Here is an 18459-nt window from a genome sequence, read left to right on the forward strand (position 1 = left end):
TCCGGATTCGGTGTCTCACCTCGGTCGTGTTACCCGCCAGTAGCCCAGACTGCCGCGGCGACACGGGCGAAATTTCCCCCGTATACGGCCTCGATGGACGGTTCGTCGAACCCCCGATTGCGCAGAACGCGATCGAGAGTCAGGACATCCTCCGGCGGTACCCACTGCAGCGGACCCCACGCCGTATACGCGTCCGAGAACGAGCCCGCATTGTTCGTGATCTCGGCGACGAAGTCCGCGGCGTCGAACGAGTAGTCCGAGCCGATGCCGACGTGCGCGGGACCCACCAGATCGACCGCCTCTTCGATGTGGTCGGCCATCGCCGACAACCGGCGAGCATGGTCGTCCGGCCCATTGACGCCCAGAAAGATGCCGACCCCGTTGACCCCGATCACGCCACCCGTCTCCGCGCAGGCGCGGGCCTGATCGTCGGTGATGTTGCGAGGGTGATCCCACAATCGCCGCAGGTTGGAGTGGCTGTAGATCATGGGGCGCTCGGTAACAGCGGCAAGGTCGAGTCCGGTACGGATCGAACAGTGGGAGCCGTCCACCGTCATCCCCACCCGATTCATCTCCCGCACTAGGTCGCGGCCGTAGCCGGTCAGCCCGGTGTCGTCGGCGTCGAGGCAACCGGACCCGGCGGCATTCGCATAGTTATACGTGGGCAGCAACGATCGTGTGCCCAGTCGGTGGAAGTGGGCCACATTGGCGAGGTCGCCGTCGAGCGGGGCCGAATCTTCGAGGTCGAATGCGAGCGCGATACCACCGGCGCCGCGTACTGCGTCGACGTCATCCAGCCGCGTCACCAACTCGATGTCACCACCGGCCTGAGCACGAAAGTTCTCGGCGATCGCCGTCGACGCCGCCTTGTCCTGCGGGGAGTAACCGATGTTCACCGAGACGTAGCTGCCGGCCGGACGGCGGTAACGGCGGAGCTCGTCGATAGTTGCCGACGGTGTCAGCGGCAGGCAGCAGTGCTGCTCCCACAACGGATAGGGCCCAGGTGTACTCACGCCGCCGAGGCTATCCGAGGTCTTCCTGCAACAATGGCCGTCATGACGGATCCCTATCTCTGGCTCGAAGATGTCACCGCTGACCGGTCTCTCGACTGGGTGCGGGAACGCAACGCCCGGACCGTCGGCGAGTACACCGAGAACTCGGAGTTCTCCGCGCTCGAGGGCCGGATTCTGGAGTTGCTGGATACCGACGCGCGCATTCCCTACGTCGCCCTGCGCGGTGACTATCTGTACAACTTCTGGCGCGACGGCGAGCACAAGCGTGGAATCTGGCGGCGCACATCCCTGGCGGAATACCGCTCCGAGGACCCGCAGTGGGACGTGTTGCTCGACGTCGACGAACTCGCCGAGCGCGAGGGTGAGAACTGGGTGTGGGCGGGGGCGAGTGTCCTGCGCCCAGCACAGACCCGCGCGTTGCTGTCGTTCTCGCGGGGCGGCGCGGACGCGTCCGTGGTTCGCGAGTTCGACCTGGACACACGGCAATTCGTCACAGACAACCCTTTCGACGTCCCGGAAGCAAAGACCAGCATCAGCTGGATCGACGAGAACAGCGTCTACGTGGGCACCGACTTCGGTGACGGCTCGATGACCGATTCCGGCTATCCGAGGATCGCGAAGCGCTGGCATCGCGGTACCCCCTTGTCCGAGGCGGTCACCGTGTTCGAGGGCGAGAGCACCGACGTGTCGGTCGGCGCCTCCTACGACGACACTCCCGGATACGAGCGGCACTTCGTCGGCCGATCGATCGACTTCTACAACTCCGAACGGTACGAGTTGTTGCCGGACGGTAAGCTGTTGCGCATCGACACGCCCGACGACGCCGGAACGTCCGTCTACCGCGACTGGCTGACCGTCCGCCCGCGCACCGACTGGGAGGTGGACGGCACCATCTATCCCGCGGGTTCGCTGCTCGTCACCGACTACGCCGACTATCTCGCCGGCTCGCGGGAATTGACGCCGCTGTTCACACCCGACGAGCACACATCCCTGGAACAGGGCACCTGGACTCGCAACCACCTGCTTCTGGTCACCCTCTCGGATGTGCAGACCAGATTGTCGGTACTCACGCCCACCGAAACCGGCTGGGACGAGAAGCCGCTCGACGGCGTGCCCGAACTCACGGCCAGTGGTGTCATCAGCACGGATGCGCGCAGCGGGGACAATTTCTTCGTCAACAGCAGTGGATTCACCACTCCCGCAACTCTTTTCTACGGCACCGTCGGCGGGCCGCTGGAACCTGTCAAGCAGGCGCCCTCATTCTTCGACGCCGACGGTATCTCGGTGTCCCAGTACTTCGTCGCCTCGGACGACGGAACGGAGATCCCGTACTTCGTCGTACGCCGCGACGACGCCGACGGTCCCTGCCCCACACTCCTGTACGGATACGGCGGGTTCGAGAACTCGATGGTGCCGGGATACAGCGGGTCGGTCGGCTTCGCCTGGCTCGAACGCGGGGGTGCGTACGTCGTCGCCAACATTCGCGGTGGCGGTGAATACGGCCCGTCGTGGCACACCCAGGCCGTCCGCGAAGGCCGTCACAAAGTGTTCGAGGACTTCGCCGCAGTCGCGCGCGACCTGGTCGCGCGCGGCATCACCACCACGAAGCAACTCGCGGCTCAAGGTGGAAGCAACGGCGGTCTCCTGATGGGCGTCATGCTGACCCGCTACCCCGAACTCTTCGGGGCGATCGTGTGTCAGGTACCGCTCCTCGACATGAAGCGGTACCACCTGCTGCTGGCCGGGGCGTCGTGGATGGCCGAGTACGGCGACCCCGACGATCCCGAGGACTGGAAGTTCATCAGCGAGTACTCGCCGTACCAGAACACCAGTGCCACCGCCGAGTACCCACCGATTCTGGTGACCACCTCCACGCGGGACGACCGGGTCCATCCGGGCCATGCCCGCAAGATGACCGCCCTCCTCGAGGAGCAGGGCCACGAAGTCTGGTACTACGAGAACATCGAAGGTGGACACGGCGGGGCCGCGGACAACGCCCAGGCCGCGTTCAAGTCGGCGCTGACGTTCATGTTCCTGTGGCGCACACTCACCCGCCCGTGAGTACTTCTTAACCACCGCTTGTTAATAAGTACTCACGGCTAGGTGTGGTCATGGATCCAGTCGACGACCCGATCGACCGTGTCGACTGGCTCCCGGATCCACCCGTTGTGACCCTGCGGTCGCGGGTTGTGCCAGATGGTGACGTCGGCATGTGGGAGTTTGGCGACGAGATTCTTCGCCGAAGGGCCCGGCGCGAGGTCGTCGCCCTCGATAGTCACCGACAGGACCGGCAGCTTCAATCTGCCGATCCGTTCCTCGTAGTCGATGTCGGCGCCGTCGGGTTCGATCTTCCCGGTGCGCGCGAAACGGGACCAGTCGGAGATCAGTACCTTCGACTGCCTGCCGAACCCGCCGATGTCGAGCCTGCCGCCCGGCCAGAAACCGGCGAGATTGGCCGTCATCGACATCGCGGCCGCGCCGACGAGCATTCGCGGCGAGTGCATTCCGGGAAATCCCCGGTGATATGGCGACCCCGACGCGACGAGCACGATTCCGCCGAGCCGGCCGCGAATCCGCGCCGCGTACATCACCCCCAGCTGACCACCCATACTGTGCCCCAACAGGAACGGCGTCGCAGCCGGGAAATGTTCGCGCACCACCTCGAAGATGGCGGGAAAGTCGACCGACACCAGCTCGTGGTAGCCGTACCTGCTGGCACTGCTCGGACGGGGGCGGCTGTCACCCTGTCCGCGTAATTCGCCGATGGCCGCATTGAACCCGCGGGACATCAACTCCTCGGCGAACGGCTCGTAGTAGCCGGCAGGAATTCCCAGGCCGGGAAACACCACGACTACGGGTGCCTCGTCCCGCCCGGGAAACAGGCGAACCGGGGTGGTCGTTCCGTCGGGCATCTGGATCGGTACTGTCTCCACTCCGCCAGACTAGACGGCTCGACCCCCGCGGATTCGCGATCCGCAGGGGTCGAGGCCAAGTCAGTGCGCGAGGACGGTGGTGTCCGGGCCGGTGGCTACAGGCCGATCGACGACGCCAGCAGCGGCCACGACTTGTGGAGGTCCTCCTGCCAGTACGGCCACGAGTGGGTGCCGACGGGACGGAAGTCGAAGGTGGCGGGAATCTGCAGCTCGTTCAGCTTGTCCGCCAGCGCGCGGGTGCACTGGTTGGTCGCCGCCTCGATGGCACCGCCGAGGATGATCTGGTTGGCGAACATCTCGACGTTCCCGTTGATCCCCGGACCGTCGAGGCGATCGTTCGGACCCGGAATGCCGGAACCGTTGCTGACGTAGATGTCGAGGCCGCGCAGCTTTTCCGCATTGAGGTACGGATCGTTGGCCGTCCAGGCCGGGTCGTCCACGGGGCCCCACATGTTGCTGGTGTCGCCGCCGCCGCGGGATTCGACGACCATCCGGACATACGTGCGACCAGGGTCGGTGCTGGTCATCGCACAACCGCTGTAGGCGCCGACACTCTCGTACAGCTCGGGTGCCGACTGCGCGAGGCTCAGGACGGAACTGCCGGCCATGGAGATGCCGGCGATCGAGTTGACACCGTTGGTGCCCAGCTCGGCGTCGACGATGGGAGGGAGTTCCTGGGTGAGGAACGTCGTCCACTTGTTGTTGCCCAGTTCGGGATCTTCCTGCCGCCAGTCCGTGTAGTAACTGAAGGCGCCCTGCATCGGCGTGACGACGTTGACGTTCTTGTCGGCGAAGAAGTCGACCACGTCGGTCTTCGCCTGCCAGGTCGCGGAGTCTTCACCGCCGCCCGCGCCGTTGAGCAGGTACAGCGTGGGCCTCGGAGCGCTGGTGTCCGCGGGCGTGATCACCCGGAGCGGAATGTCGCGGTCCATCGACGCCGAGTAGACGTGCATCGTCAACTGCCGGTCGTCGATCTTCTCGGTGCGCAGGAGTCTCGAGCTGCCGTCGACGACGGTCGCGTCATCCACCGGGTCTGCGGACACGGCCTGCGCCCCCGCCCACGGAAGAGCCGCTGCGAGAGCGAGCGCGAGTGCCAGCCGAACCCCGTACCTACCCGCTGCCGTGCGGTTGCCCATTATTCTCCTTTGCTGCGAAGCCGCCTGCCCGACTCCGAAGAGACGAGAACTGGAGCCCACAGTGTGTCATGTGGGCTCCAGTTCTTCGACTGGCGCTCGGTGAAAAAGCGGGTGGTTATTCCGGCGCGACAGAGCCGAGCAACTCGATGAAGCCGAGAAGGATTTCGACGAATCCGAGAATTTCAGTGGACATGTTGGTTTCTCCCGATCGACTGTGTTGGTTTTCGATCTGCGCCATGGGTCGGCGCTTCACTCTTTGTACCCGACCGAAGGCGAAGACCAAAGAAATTTCGCGGACATATCTCGAATAGTTACCTGGCGTTCGGAAGAAAGATCATCCGGTTATTCGCCAATTACCTGGCTGGCACGGCCCACGACCAGCGGATCTACCGTCCCCACCACTTCGAAGTCCTTGTTCCCGTAATCGAACAGCGACAGAACATACTTCATTGCATTGATGCGCGCTCTTTTCTTGTCATTGCTCTTGACTACCGTCCACGGAGCAATATCGGTGTCCGTGAAGCGAAACATATCTTCCTTGGCCGCGGTATAGGCGCCCCATTTATCCAGTGAGGCAATGTCCATCGAGGACAATTTCCACTGGCGAACCGGATCGACCTGACGGATGGCAAACCGGGTCCGCTGCTCGAGTGGCGAGACAGAAAACCACAGCTTGGTGAGGCTGGCACCGTCGTCGACGAGCATGCGTTCGAAGAGCGGCGTCTGATGCAGGAACCTGTCGTATTCGTCTGCGCTGCAGAAGCCCATGACGCGCTCTACGCCGGCGCGGTTGTACCACGACCGGTCGAACAACACGATCTCACCGGCCGCAGGGAGATGCTGGACGTAACGCTGGAAGTACCACTGGGTCGACTCACGCACCGACGGCTTCTCGAGTGCCACGACACGCGCACCGCGCGGATTGAGGTGTTCCATGAACCGTTTGATGGTGCCACCCTTGCCGGCGGCGTCGCGTCCCTCGAACACGATGACGTGACGGCGTCCGCTGTCCTTCACCCAGTTCTGGAACTTCAGCAGTTCGATCTGGAGCAACCGCTTGGCAACTTCGTATTCGTCGCGGGGCATCCGCTCCTCGTACGGATAGCCCTCCCGCCAGGTATCGACGATCAGACCGTCGGTGAGCGTGACGAGCACGGGATCATCGTCGTCCTCGTCGTCGACCCTGAACGCGGAGGTGTCGCGGAGGTCGACGGCAGTAGCCAGATCCGCGTACGCGCTGAGGAAGCCGGGGCGTTCGTCGAGGTCGGTCATGGGGCGGAATCTAGCGGCGTGAGGCGTCCTCGAAGTGACCCGGGCGTGAACGGGAAACGCGCTCTCAGCACGATGTCGGGGTGAAAGACCAGGGTGGAGATCGGGGTACATCCCGATGTGCACTACCAGCGGGCTGAGCAGACTGGACGCATGACATTCGACAGCAATACTCCTCGCCAGTTCACCCGCTCCGACAACCAGAAAATGCTCGCCGGCGTCTGCGGCGGCATCGCCGAATACTTCGGTGCCGACGTCAACCTCGTCCGACTCCTGGCCGTCGTCGCCACACTCGTCACCGGCGGCACCGCGGCTCTCGTCTACCTGGCAGCGTGGATGCTGATGCCCGCCAAGTAGTCGCACGGGGCCGAAGGCCGAAGGCCCGGAACTCCCTTGCGGGAGTCCCGGGCCTTCGGGGTGTTCGGGTGGAACGGGGTGGTACGGACTCAGAAGTCCATGCCGCCCATGCCGCCGGTCGGGTCGCCCGCGGGCGCTCCGGCCTTCTCCGGCTTGTCGGCGACGACGGCCTCGGTGGTGAGGAACAGAGCCGCGATCGACGCTGCGTTCTGCAGCGCGGAGCGGGTGACCTTGACCGGGTCGTTGATGCCTGCTTCGAGCAGGTCGCCGTACTCGTTGTTCGCAGCGTTGAGGCCGTGACCTGCGGGCAGGTTGCGGACCTTCTCGGCGACGACGCCGGGCTCGAGGCCGGCGTTGAAGGCGATCTGCTTCAGCGGAGCTTCGAGGGCGACGCGAACGATGTTCGCACCGGTGGCCTCGTCACCTTCGAGCTTGAGGTCGTCGAGCGCGGGGGCCGACTGCAGCAGGGCCACGCCACCACCGGCAACGATGCCCTCTTCGACGGCAGCCTTGGCGTTACGCACGGCATCTTCGATGCGGTGCTTGCGCTCCTTGAGCTCGACCTCGGTGGCGGCACCGGCCTTGATGACTGCAACGCCACCGGCCAGCTTGGCCAGGCGCTCCTGCAGCTTCTCGCGGTCGTAGTCGCTGTCGCTGTTCTCGATCTCGGCGCGGATCTGGCTCACGCGACCGGCGATGGCGTCGGAATCGCCGGCACCCTCGACGATGGTGGTCTCGTCCTTGGTGATGACGACCTTGCGGGCCTGACCGAGGAGCTCGAGTCCGGCGGTCTCCAGGGAGAGGCCGACCTCTTCGCTGATGACCTCGCCACCGGTGAGGATGGCGATGTCGGCGAGCTGCGCCTTGCGGCGGTCACCGAAGCCGGGGGCCTTGACGGCCACGGACTTGAAGGTGCCACGAATCTTGTTGACCACCAGGGTGGACAGGGCTTCGCCCTCGACGTCCTCCGCGATGATGACCAGCGGCTTGCCCGACTGGATGACCTTCTCCAGCAGCGGCAGCAGGTCCTTGACGGTGGAGATCTTGGAGCTCACGAGCAGGATGTACGCGTCCTCGAGGACGGCTTCCTGACGCTCTGCATCAGTGGCGAAGTACGCCGAGATGTAGCCCTTGTCGAAACGCATGCCCTCGGTGAGCTCGAGCTGCAGGCCGAAGGTGTTGGACTCCTCGACCGTGATGACGCCTTCCTTGCCGACCTTGTCCATGGCCTCGGCGATGAGCTCACCGATGGACGGGTCGCCGGCGGAGATACCAGCGGTAGCAGCGATCTGCTCCTTGGTGTCGATCTCCTTGGCGGTCTCGAGCAGACGCGCGGTGACCGCCTCGACGGCCTTCTCGATGCCGCGCTTGAGGCCGAGCGGGTTGGCGCCGGCAGCAACGTTGCGGAGGCCCTCACGCACGAGAGCCTGAGCGAGCACGGTTGCGGTGGTGGTTCCGTCGCCGGCGACGTCGTCCGTCTTCTTGGCGACCTCCTTGACCAGCTCGGCACCGATCTTCTCGTAGGGGTCCTCGAGCTCGATCTCCTTGGCGATGGAAACGCCGTCGTTGGTGATCGTGGGAGCTCCCCACTTCTTCTCGAGCACGACGTTGCGACCCTTGGGGCCCAACGTCACCTTGACTGCGTCGGCGAGGGCGTTGAGTCCTCGCTCGAGGCCGCGACGGGCCTCTTCGTCGAACGCGATGATCTTGGCCATTGCGAAGTGATCCTCCGGATTGGGGGGTGACACACAGGACGGCCGCTTGCCGGGTCGCCCCATTTACGCCTTGGGCCGGGGTCAGTGCCCGCGACGGACGACCAGGGGTGTCTAGGTTCCCGGTCTCACCATCCCGACCTGGCACTCACGTGTCGCGAGTGCCAAGTGCATTTCTAGCACTCGACCATGGTGAGTGCAAGGTCGGGACGAGACCGCCGGGTCAGAGGATCAGCGCATGGCGCAGACCTGGCCCGTGTTGAGGTTGAACGCGAGCGACAGGGCACCGACGCAGTCGACGCCGTTCGTGTCGGAGGTCGCGCCCGACCCCCAGCCGGCGATCGCCACGGTGGTGGTGCCGTCAGCCGCCCCGGACCGCGCGATGCCGCCGCCCAGCGACACGGCATACGCCTGACCCGAACCCGTCGACGCGCCCAGAGACGTTCCGAACCCGTTGGCATAGGTGGTGGTGGAGCCGTGCCCGTTGGCGACGCTCACCGCGGTCCCGCTCTCCATCGCCGTCGCCCGTGCGACACCGGCCTCGGTCGCCTTGGCACCACAGCTCGCCGTGTCCGACACCTGGATGTCGTTGACGGACGGCGGGGAGACACAGGTGACGGGGGCGGCACCGGCGACACCGGCACCGGCCACCGAGAGTCCCGCCGCGACACCCAGACCGACGACCATCGCCGCTCCCGCACGCGCCAGCCGGCGGCCGAACAGAGAGGAGATGCGGGTACGAGTGGCCGAGGCGGTGGAGGTGGCGGGCGTGGAGACAGCGAGCATGGAAGCTCCTTCTGGGAACGTCTAATTGGAGGATTCGCCGCGAGACTACCCGCTCCCGGCCGGTTAGTCCCGGACCGTGTTTCAGGCGAGTCCGTCGAGCAGCTCAGGGAGCTGAGCGACCGAATCGATGACGTGGTCGGGGCGCTGCACAGCGAGGTCGAGAATCGACTGCCGGAACTTGCCGGTGCGCACCAACGCACCGGTCAGGCCTACCCGTTGTGCGGCGAGGACGTCCCCCGTCAGATCGTCACCGACCATGACGGCCGCTTCGGGGTCGGTTCCCATGAGCTCGGTTGCGGTGAGGAAGGCGGCCAGCGAGGGCTTGCCGACCGAGACGACGTTCGTTCCGGCAATTTCTTCCAGGCCCGGAAGGTAGGCGCCGGTGTCGATGCACAGTCCGTCGCGGGTTGCCCACGTCGTCCCCCGATGCATGGCCACCACGGGAACCTCGTCGAGCATCAACTCCACCACCCGGCTGAGCGCACGATGGGTGAACTCGGGGCCCGCGCCACCGAGCACGACGACCTGCGGATCGTCCTCGTCGAGTTCGATGCCGGCGAGGTCGGGCGTGATGTCACCATTGTTGAGCACCCAGGCCCGCGCACCCGGGTAGGTGGTGCGGAGGTACTCGGCGGTGAGGCGCGCGGCGGTGACGATCTCGCCGGGCTCGGTGTCGATACCCGCGTTCCGCAGCGCGCCCGCTATCTCGTCACACGTCCTCGACGTTGTATTCGTGAGATACGCACACGCGAGTCCCCGATCCCGCACCTCGCGCACGGCGTCGGCCGCGCCGTCGATGGGATGCCAAGAAGTAACCAGAACTCCGTCTATATCGAACAGGATTCCTTCGACCGCAGTCATGGGGTCGAGCCTATCCGGGCGACCGCTGAGCGTGACAGACCACAACGGGGCAGGGAGCGTGGTGCACGAGATTCTGGCTGACCGATCCGAGCAGTGCACCGAGCACCTTGCCCCGGCCGTGGCTGCCGACCACGAGCAATTGCGCGGCAGACGCGTGCCGGATCAGGACATCGGCAGGTGCGCCCTCGGTGGTTGTCCCAATCGCCTGCACGTCGGGGTAGTCCTCGGCCCAGGTGGCGAGGCAGTCGGAGACGACGGCCCGCTCCGCTTCTTCGTACGCCGCCCAGTCCACGTATTTCGACGCGTGTGCGAGCCCGTGCCGCCGCTCGCTGCTCCAGGCGTGCACGACCTCGAGTCCGACGCCGAACGCCGAGGCGAGGGCGAACGCTTGGCGGACGGCGAGTTCGCTGACGCCACTGCCGTCCACACCGACGACGATCGGGCGCAGGTCCGGTGACGGGGCTTCGCGGGCACCGCGGAACACGGCGACCGGGCACTGTGCGGAGTTGATCGTGCGCAGCACCGTCGAACCGAGCAGGTAATCCGTGATGGCACCCGCACCCTGCGCGCCGAGAACCACCATCCGGGCGGCGCGTGACAACTCGATCAGGTGGGCGGCTGCGGTCCCGGTCCGCAGGTCTGTCTCGACAGGAAATCCGGGGTGCTCATCCAGCACGGCCGTGCGGGCGGTGTCCAGCATCGCGTTTCCGTCTTCACGAAGTTCCTGGATGAACTGCGCGTCGATCATCATTGCGGTGCCGTTGTAGAACGTCGCCCCGTCCGGGTAGGTATGCGCGAGCAGCAGCGGGGCACCGAGCCGGACTGCCGTCGCCGCGGCCCAGCGTGCCGCGTCGAGAGCAGGCCGTGATCCGTCGACACCGACCACCACCGGTGGGCCCGCGTATTCACTCATATCCCTCTCCCTCTATGGTTCGAGAACTGCTGCACCGCTGAACTTTCCGTCCGCCAGATCGCGCAGCGTCCGATCTGCGTGGTCGAGCGGATAGGGATGGGTGTCGACCCTCAATCGATGGTCCGCCGCGAATCGGAGAAACGCGACGGAATCTGCCCGGGTGTTGGCGGTGACGCTGCGGACCTGCCGCTCCCGGAACAGATGCTTCTGGTAGTCGAGCCGCGGAATGTCTGTCAGATGGATGCCCGCGACGGCGAGCGTGCCACCGTCGGCGAGCGCCTCCAACGCCGTGGGCACCAAGTCTCCGGCGGGTGCGAACAGGATCGCCGAGTCGAGCGGTTCCGGTGGGGTGTCGCGCACCCCTTGCACCGACGCCGCGCCGAGTTCCTCGGCAAGTGCCCGTGCCTGCGCGCCTCGCGTCATGACGTGCACGCGGACACCGCGGGCGAGCGCAACCTGGGCGGTGAGATGGGCGCTCCCCCCGAAGCCGTAGATGCCCAAGGCGCCGCCGTCCGGCACCTCGGCACGTATGAGGGCCCGGTAACCGATGATCCCGGCGCACAGGAGCGGCGCGAGCTCGGCGTCCGGATACCCGTCCGGGAGTTGCAGCGCGTAGTCGGCGGGCACTGTCGTGAATTCGGCGTATCCACCGTCCGCGTCCCACCCCGTGTAGCGCGATTGCCGGCAGAGATTCTCGAGGCCGCGACCGCACGCCGGGCACCGACCACAGGTGTGGCGCAGCCAGGCGACACCGACGCGATCTCCGGCGGCACAGGCCGCGGAGACGGAGTCGCCCACGGCGACAACCTCGCCCACCACTTCGTGACCGGGAACGACCCGCGGTCGGTGCGCGGGAAGGTCACCCTCGGCGATATGTAGGTCGGTTCGGCACACACCACAGGCCAGTACCTTGACCAGCAATTCACCCGGCTCGGGCTCGGGGAGCGCTTCGATGTCCCACTGCAGAGGAGTGCCCGCAATCGGTCCGGGGCTGACGGCGCGCCACGCACCCATCCTCCGGATTCCGCGTCGCGTCGCTGCCATACCCACAGGATGCCCGCGGCGCGACGCCGACGCCACGAAATCCGCAGTGTCGCGACCGCACGCCGCGCCGGGATGGTTACCTACTGCCGCATCGGCACCGGTCAGCCCGGGCTCTGCGTATGCTTGCCCCCCGCCGGCGGAGAAACGGGCGAGTCCGTGGGCGCCGGCGTGGGAGTGGGAGCCGGCGTGGGAGTGGTAGCCGTGGCTTCGACGGGCGGCGCACCGGTGGTGGGCGCGGTGGCCGTGCTGGTGTCGGTGTCGCGGTGGGTGGCCTTCTTCGCCAGCTCACCGACCTTGTGCTGCACGTGCGGGGCCTTCTCCTTCACCACCTCGGTCGCGCCGCTCACCTTCTCCTGCACAGTGGGGTTGTGCCAGACTTCGAGGGATTGATCCCTCATCTTCTCGTAGGTTTGCCTGCCGGACCGGGTGCCCAGGACGAAACCCACGGCCGCCCCCGCTGCAAAAATTAACGCTCTCTCCATGACCTCTCCTGACTGTTGTGCGACAAACGTGTACGAATCACCGTCGGAATGCCCTGCTACACAGCTATGCCCTCAGCGCCCGAGCCCAAACTTCCTCCACGACGGACGGCCTTCGGCGAGCCAGATGAAACACCTCCCGTCGGAAGCATTCGAGTCGGTCCCGGCCAACTAGGCTCCGAGCATGGACCTGCGCGGTGAAGACCTGTTCACGGTTGCGGGGTCTCTGGCCGAGCTGATCGGCGCCCCGATCACGATCGAGGACGAGAACTCGACGGTGCTCGCGTATTCGAGTGGTGAGCAGGCGGTGGACGAAGCGCGGATCGGGACCATCCTGGGCCGGCAGGTGCCGGGACGGTACCGGCAGTTGCTCACCGAGGCCGGTGTGTTCGAACGCCTACACCACGACACCGACGTCATCTATGTCGATCTACACGTTCCCGACATGCGACCGCGGGCGGCGATCGCGGTACGTGACGGCGGTCGCCCGGTGGGGTCCATCTGGGCGGCCGTCACCGCTTCTCCGACGCCGGAACAGGAAGCGATCCTCCGGTCCGCCGTACCGGTCGTGGCCGAACATATCGCCGCGCAACGCGAACGGGTCGATGTCACACGACGATTGCAGGTCGACCGGGTCCGTGCCCTCCTGACCGGCGGCGAGCCCGCCTTCCGGGCCGCCGACGACCTGCGGTGGAGCGGTCCGCTGACGGTTGCCGCGGCGGCCCCGGTCACGCTCGGCTCGTCGCTGCCGTCCGGACTCCTGGCCTCCCTCGGTCTCTACCTGGACACGCTGGCCGTCGAATCCGTCGCAGCCCAACTCGACGACACCATTTATGTGGTGATCGCCGCCGGGGAGAAGGAGGTTCGCCGTCTCGCCGAGAATTTCCTCGGACGTGCGCGCAGTGGACATGCCTTCGTCGTCGCGGTCGGGCGGGGCGTCGACACGGCAGGACAGGCGCATCTGTCGCGCGGTGACGCCGACCGGATACTCGCGGCGCTGCAACACGCCTCCCGTGGCGGTGTGGTCGGAACCATGCGCGACACGCTGGCGTCGGTCCTCGCGCTGCGCGTGGCCGACATCTTCGACGGGTTGGGCACGCTCACCCCGCTGGCCGCCCTCCTTGCGCACGACGAGAAGCACGGAACCGACCTCGTGGCCACGGCACGCGCGTTCCTGGACCATGGCGGCGACGTGGCCGACGCCGCCGCAGCCCTCCACGTCCACCCCAACACCCTGCGCAACCGGCTCCGGCGCTGCGTCGAATCGTGCGGCGTGGACCTCTCCGACGCGGACACCCGCCTCGTCCTGATGCTGCATTTGAAACTGCGCGGACTGCGCGAGCACTGAGCGGTGGACCCACCCTGGCCGATTGCACAACGTGGACGGTCCGGCACTGGCCGAACGGCTACTCCCCCCGCGTGATCGTCGATCGATGATGGACACATGAGCACAACTGCGCGTCCGGAGCATGTCGCGATCGTCGGAGCCGGTGTCGTCGGCCTGTCCACAGCCTGGTTCCTACAGGAGCGTGGGGTTCACGTCACCGTCGTCGACCGGGAAGGTGTTGCGGCCGATGCCTCCTGGGGAAATGCGGGGTGGCTCGCTCCTGCCCTCACCCTGCCGCTCCCGGAGCCCGCCGTCCTGAAGTACGGCCTCCGCGCGATGCTGAATCCCTCCTCCCCCGTGTATGTTCCGTTCACCACCGACCTCCGCCTCCTCCGTTTCCTCGTCGGTTTCGCCCGGCACTGCACTCCCGCAAGATGGGAGGAGGCGATGAAGGTCTACGCCGAAGTGAACCGGATTTCCCTGGGCGCCTACGACCAACTCGCCGAGGGCGGCGTCGCCGAACACACCCACCTCGCCGACCCCTTCCTCACTGCGTTCACCTCGGACGCGGACCGGGAAGTGCTCGTCGACGAGTTCCGCCACGTGGAGGCGATCGGCGGCGAGGTCGAGTACGACCGGCTCGATACCGACGAGATTCACTCCCTCGAACCGAGTCTCGGGGAGGGCGTGCACTGCGGTCTCCGCCTGCGGAACCAGCGCTTCATCGATCCGCCGCGGTTTGTGCATTCTCTCGCCGACGCCGTCCGCGCGCGGGGTGGCGACATCGTCTCCGGATTCGACGTCACGGCGGTCCAGGACCGTGGCGCGTCCGACGTTCGGCTCGCCTCTGCCCGCGGAGATTCGGTGTCGGCCGATGCGGTCGTGATCGCGAACGGCGCCCGGCTGGGCACACTGGCACGCCCCTTCGGCGTCCGGGCACTGGTCCAGGCCGGCCGTGGCTACAGTTTCAGCGTCCAGCCACAGCAGATGCCCAAGAATCCCGTGTACTTCCCCACTCAGCGGGTGGCGTGCACCCCGTTGCACGACCGCTTCCGTGTCGCCGGAATGATGGAATTCCGGAGTCCCGACGCACCGCTCGATCCCCGACGGGTCCAGGCCATCATCGATGCCGCGACACCCCTGTTCACCGGTATCGACTGGAATGCCCGCCAGGAGGAATGGGTGGGTTCACGGCCGTGCACCACGGACGGGCTGCCCCTCGTCGGGGCCACCCGCTCGCCTCGCGTGCACGTTGCCGGCGGCCACGGAATGTGGGGTATCGCGCTCGGCCCCCTCACGGGCCGCCTGGTGGCCCAGTCGATGACGGGGGGCGAACCGTCCGCGGTGCTGCGTCATTTCGACCCTCTGCGCTGAGCCCGTCCTTCGTTTCAGGCCAATGCGCCGACCACCGCCTCGGCGCGGGCCAGGAGGGTGCCCGACGACGCGAGCGCCACCACTGCATCGATCTCGGGGGCCAGGTACCGGTCGGTTCCGGGTCCGGCGACGTGCTCCCGGATCGCGTCGCGTACGGCACCCGTTGCAGGCGAAGGCTCGAGCGGCGCACGGAGGTCGAGTCCCCGTGCGGCAGTCAGCGCCTCGACTGCGAGGACCCTGGTGAGCCCGTCGAGGGCGCGGCGAAGTTTGCGGGCCGCTGACCACCCCATCGACACGTGATCCTCCTGCATCGCCGACGACGGAATCGAGTCGACACTCGCAGGCGCGGCCAGGCGCTTGAGTTCGGACACGATCGCGGCTTGCGTGTACTGGGCGATCATGTGGCCGCTGTCGACGCCGGGGTCGTCGGCGAGGAACGGGGGCAGCCCGTGGTTGCGGGCGACGTCGAGAAATCGGTCGGTGCGGCGCTCGCTCATGCTCGCCACGTCCGCGACCACGATCGCCAGGAAATCCAGGACGTAGCCGAGCGGGGCTCCGTGGAAGTTGCCGTTCGACTCGACGCGGCCGTCCGCAGTCACCACGGGGCTGTCGACGGCGCTCGCGAGTTCGCGCGCTGCTACCTGATGGGCGTGGGCGAGGGTGTCGCGCGCGGCGCCGGCGACCTGGGGGGCGCAGCGCAACGAGTAGGCGTCCTGGACCACCGTGCACCCGGGCCCCGCGTGGCTGCGCACGATGTCGGAGCCGGCCAGCATCCGGGTCATGTTCTCGGCCGCTGCGGCCTGCCCGGGATGCGGCCGCAGCGACTGCAGGTCGGCGGCGTAGACCCTGTCTGTGCCGAGCAGGCCCTCGACGCTCATCGCTGCCGTGATGTCGGCCAGACGCAGCAGGTGACGCAGGTCTTCGCAGGCCAGCACCAGCATGCCCAGCATGCCGTCGGTGCCGTTGACGAGGGCAAGGCCCTCCTTCTCCTCCAGCGACACCGGTGCGATTCCGGCGGCCCGCAGCGCGTCGGCGGCGGGGGTAGGACAGCCCTCGGCGCTCCGTACCGTACCCTCACCGATCACGGCGAGGGCAACATGTGCCAGCGGCGCCAGATCGCCCGAACAACCCAGGCTTCCGTACTCGTACACCACCGGAGTCAGACCCGCCGACAGCAGGTTCGCGTACACCTGCGCGACCTCCGGCCGAACGCCGGTGTGGCCCGTGGCGAGAGTCGAGAGCCGCAACAACATCAGCGCACGCACCACCTCGCGTTCCACCTCCGGCCCGTTGCCGGCGGCGTGGGAACGGATCAGGCTGCGCTGCAGCTGTGCGCGCTTGTCGACCGGAATATGACGGATCGCGAGGGCACCGAACCCCGTCGAGACGCCGTACACCGGTTTCGGATCCTCGGCGAGAGCCTCGATCCACCGACGACTTTTCGCCATGGTGGACAGAGCCTCTTCGGAGATCCGCACCGGGGCGCCGAGCCTGGCCACCCGAACCACTTCTTCGGCAGACACCGGGCCGACACCGACGACGACAGGCTCTTCGGTACCCACAGACCCAGTGTCCACCCCGGCGCGGGGTGTAGGTCGGGAATTGCGGGGTGCCAACGGCGATTACACGTCGCCGCGCAGAACTTCTTCGATTTCGCGTGGGGTCATGAGACGTTCGAGTTTTTCACTCGGCCACGAGGACGGCCGTCCTTGCAATCGGGCAGATTCGAGTAGAGGGAGAGGGCTGCGGTCCCGCCGCAGGATCGAATGAACATTCACGACGATCACTTCCGAACACCGACTCGACGACGTGCCAATGCGCTGGCACCGAACCATTGCACTGATTTTTCTATCGCTCATCGTGCCTCGTGAGTTACACAGTTTCGGTGAGGCGCGCGGAGCGAAGCGACAAACCTGCCACGGTGAAACGACAAACACTTCCGAGCGGACGCGACGAGCCCATCGGGGTACAAAGAAGTGACCTGCCGCACATCCTCGTTCTCCGAACGCCTACGATGACGGCAAAGTAGTTGTAACTACCCGTACCACCTTCCCTGACTGGAGACAGCCGATGGCAAACACCCTCGAAGCAAGCATCGAAATCGACGCCACCCCGCAGGATGTGTGGGCGGTGGTGTCTGATCTGAAGCGGATGGGCGAGTGGAGCCCGCAGTGCCGCACGATGCGCGTCCTGGGCGGTGTGGTCGAAGAAGGCACGAAGACGATCAACATCAACCGCAAGGGCATGCTCGTGTGGCCGACCACCTCGAAGGTCGTCAAGTTCCAGCCGAACAAGTCGATCGCCTTCCGCGTCGTTGAGAACCGCACCATCTGGTCGTACGAACTCCAGCCCACCGCCGGCGGAACCAAGGTCATCGAACGCCGGGAGGCGCCGACCGGAACGACCAAGGTGTCGCAATTCCTGATCAAGACCGTGCTGGGCGGCAACGACGACTTCGAGGTCGAACTGATCGAGGGTATGAACACCACCCTGGCCCGCATCAAGGCAGCTGCCGAAGCGAAGTAACCCGCTTGACTCTCGACCTGGTCGACCCTTCACCGTGAACCGCATGGAGAATTCGGATAACGTGATGGCGCAGATCGGTCGAGGTCAAGAACTCGCGATAGCAGGCGACGCCGAGGGCGCCCGACATCTCTTCGCCGAGGTGTGGGGCGCCCTCGAGGCGTCCCCCGAGGGCACTCGCGATCCGCTTCACATCGTCACCCTCGCCCACTACATGGCCGACGTTCAGACCGACCCCGCCGAAGAACTGCGCTGGGATCTGCGTGCGCTCGAGGCCGCGGACGCGCTGACGGACGATCGCGCGCAACGGCACGACGCGTCACTGCAGGTGGCGGCGTTTTACCCTTCGCTGCACCTCAATGTCGCAGCGGCTCATCTCGCGCTCGGGCATGTCCCGGAAGCGCGCTTTCACCTCGATCGGGCCACCGAGGAATCTCACCACCTCGCCGAAGACGGCTACGGCAACACGATCCGCGGTGCCATCGCGCGGTTGCATCACCGCATCGACGAGATCGCACCTGTCATACCCCTCGGGAACAGTGAACGCCGTGCTGAGCATCGGTGAGCTGTCGCGGGCGTCCGGCCTGTCGGTCAGTGCGCTGCGGTTCTACGACAAGGCAGGCGTGTTGGCGCCGCACACTGTCGACCCACACACCGGCTACCGCCGGTACACCGACCAGCAGGTCGACGCGGCCGTTCTCCTCGCTGCGATGCGGCGTGTCGGGATGCCGG

Annotated in this window: 18 protein-coding genes and 1 pseudogene; 7 read left to right on the forward strand and 12 right to left on the reverse strand. The window is 66.4% G+C overall.

Going from position 1 to position 18459, the window contains the following annotated elements:
• Positions 1-29 precede the first annotated feature (29 nt).
• A complete protein-coding gene (locus tag HYG77_RS08430; RefSeq protein ID WP_208962392.1) occupies positions 30-1013 on the reverse strand; it encodes a membrane dipeptidase in 984 nt (327 codons plus the stop codon).
• A gap of 42 nt (positions 1014-1055) precedes the next feature.
• Between HYG77_RS08430 and HYG77_RS08435 the strand changes: the two genes are divergently transcribed.
• On the forward strand, positions 1056-3074 hold the full coding sequence (locus HYG77_RS08435) for a prolyl oligopeptidase family serine peptidase (RefSeq protein WP_208962393.1): 2019 nt from the start codon (positions 1056-1058) through the stop codon (positions 3072-3074).
• Between the two features lie 38 nt (positions 3075-3112).
• On the opposite strand, the gene HYG77_RS08440 is transcribed toward HYG77_RS08435, so the two are convergent.
• The 4 genes from HYG77_RS08440 to ppk2 form a co-directional block, all read right to left on the reverse strand.
• Complete coding sequence (locus HYG77_RS08440; protein WP_244373547.1) at positions 3113-3946, reverse strand: alpha/beta fold hydrolase; 834 nt, start codon at positions 3944-3946, stop codon at positions 3113-3115.
• Between the two features lie 95 nt (positions 3947-4041).
• The gene (locus tag HYG77_RS08445; protein ID WP_208962394.1) at positions 4042-5082 is read right to left on the reverse strand and encodes an alpha/beta hydrolase family protein; all 1041 of its coding nucleotides are present in this window, start codon (positions 5080-5082) and stop codon (positions 4042-4044) included.
• Between the two features lie 115 nt (positions 5083-5197).
• Positions 5198-5320, reverse strand: coding sequence for a hypothetical protein (locus tag HYG77_RS40625; protein ID WP_280123298.1), 123 nt, complete (start codon positions 5318-5320; stop codon positions 5198-5200).
• 104 nt (positions 5321-5424) lie between these two features.
• On the reverse strand, positions 5425-6354 hold the full coding sequence (ppk2, locus tag HYG77_RS08450) for a polyphosphate kinase 2 (protein ID WP_208962395.1): 930 nt from the start codon (positions 6352-6354) through the stop codon (positions 5425-5427).
• 150 nt (positions 6355-6504) lie between these two features.
• Here ppk2 and HYG77_RS08455 point away from each other — a divergent pair, with 150 nt between their 5' ends.
• Positions 6505-6708, forward strand: coding sequence for a PspC domain-containing protein (locus HYG77_RS08455; protein ID WP_109334920.1), 204 nt, complete (start codon positions 6505-6507; stop codon positions 6706-6708).
• A gap of 89 nt (positions 6709-6797) precedes the next feature.
• Here HYG77_RS08455 and groL read toward each other — a convergent pair whose 3' ends face one another.
• From groL to HYG77_RS08485, 6 genes are all read right to left on the reverse strand, one after another.
• Positions 6798-8423, reverse strand: coding sequence for a chaperonin GroEL (groL, locus tag HYG77_RS08460; RefSeq protein ID WP_109327707.1), 1626 nt, complete (start codon positions 8421-8423; stop codon positions 6798-6800).
• A gap of 228 nt (positions 8424-8651) precedes the next feature.
• Positions 8652-9206, reverse strand: a complete 555-nt coding sequence (locus HYG77_RS08465; RefSeq protein ID WP_208962396.1) for a DUF6764 family protein — start codon at positions 9204-9206, stop codon at positions 8652-8654.
• An 81-nt stretch (positions 9207-9287) separates the two neighbouring features.
• The gene (locus HYG77_RS08470) at positions 9288-10067 is read right to left on the reverse strand and encodes an HAD-IIA family hydrolase (RefSeq protein WP_159920152.1); all 780 of its coding nucleotides are present in this window, start codon (positions 10065-10067) and stop codon (positions 9288-9290) included.
• A gap of 10 nt (positions 10068-10077) precedes the next feature.
• A complete protein-coding gene (locus HYG77_RS08475) occupies positions 10078-10980 on the reverse strand; it encodes a universal stress protein (RefSeq protein ID WP_208962397.1) in 903 nt (300 codons plus the stop codon).
• 12 nt (positions 10981-10992) lie between these two features.
• A complete protein-coding gene (locus tag HYG77_RS08480; RefSeq protein WP_208963325.1) occupies positions 10993-11994 on the reverse strand; it encodes a zinc-binding alcohol dehydrogenase family protein in 1002 nt (333 codons plus the stop codon).
• A 131-nt stretch (positions 11995-12125) separates the two neighbouring features.
• Positions 12126-12506: a YtxH domain-containing protein gene (locus tag HYG77_RS08485; protein WP_208962398.1), complete on the reverse strand. Its 381-nt coding sequence runs from the start codon at positions 12504-12506 to the stop codon at positions 12126-12128.
• A gap of 181 nt (positions 12507-12687) precedes the next feature.
• Here HYG77_RS08485 and HYG77_RS08490 point away from each other — a divergent pair, with 181 nt between their 5' ends.
• Together HYG77_RS08490 and HYG77_RS08495 are read left to right on the forward strand one after the other, a co-directional pair.
• Positions 12688-13851 carry a helix-turn-helix domain-containing protein gene (locus tag HYG77_RS08490; RefSeq protein WP_208962399.1) on the forward strand — a complete coding sequence of 388 codons (1164 nt, stop codon included), beginning with the start codon at positions 12688-12690 and terminating at the stop codon, positions 13849-13851.
• 96 nt (positions 13852-13947) lie between these two features.
• Positions 13948-15204 (forward strand): FAD-dependent oxidoreductase, encoded by a 1257-nt coding sequence (locus tag HYG77_RS08495; protein ID WP_208962400.1) that lies wholly within the window; start codon positions 13948-13950, stop codon positions 15202-15204.
• A gap of 14 nt (positions 15205-15218) precedes the next feature.
• Here HYG77_RS08495 and hutH read toward each other — a convergent pair whose 3' ends face one another.
• On the reverse strand, positions 15219-16766 hold the full coding sequence (gene hutH / locus HYG77_RS08500; RefSeq protein WP_208962401.1) for a histidine ammonia-lyase: 1548 nt from the start codon (positions 16764-16766) through the stop codon (positions 15219-15221).
• 508 nt (positions 16767-17274) lie between these two features.
• Between hutH and HYG77_RS08505 the strand changes: the two genes are divergently transcribed.
• The 3 genes and pseudogenes from HYG77_RS08505 to HYG77_RS39495 all read left to right on the forward strand — a co-directional run.
• Positions 17275-17730, forward strand: a complete 456-nt coding sequence (locus HYG77_RS08505; protein ID WP_208962402.1) for an SRPBCC family protein — start codon at positions 17275-17277, stop codon at positions 17728-17730.
• A gap of 43 nt (positions 17731-17773) precedes the next feature.
• Positions 17774-18292 carry a hypothetical protein gene (locus HYG77_RS08510; protein ID WP_208962403.1) on the forward strand — a complete coding sequence of 173 codons (519 nt, stop codon included), beginning with the start codon at positions 17774-17776 and terminating at the stop codon, positions 18290-18292.
• Positions 18276-18425: pseudogene (locus tag HYG77_RS39495) on the forward strand (MerR family DNA-binding transcriptional regulator); the annotation flags it as partial. The gene HYG77_RS08510 and the pseudogene HYG77_RS39495, both read left to right, overlap by 17 nt.
• Positions 18426-18459: the final 34 nt, after the last annotated feature.

The sequence above is a fragment of the Rhodococcus sp. ZPP genome (genome assembly GCF_017656075.1).
Classification (GTDB): domain Bacteria; phylum Actinomycetota; class Actinomycetes; order Mycobacteriales; family Mycobacteriaceae; genus Rhodococcus_F; species Rhodococcus_F oxybenzonivorans.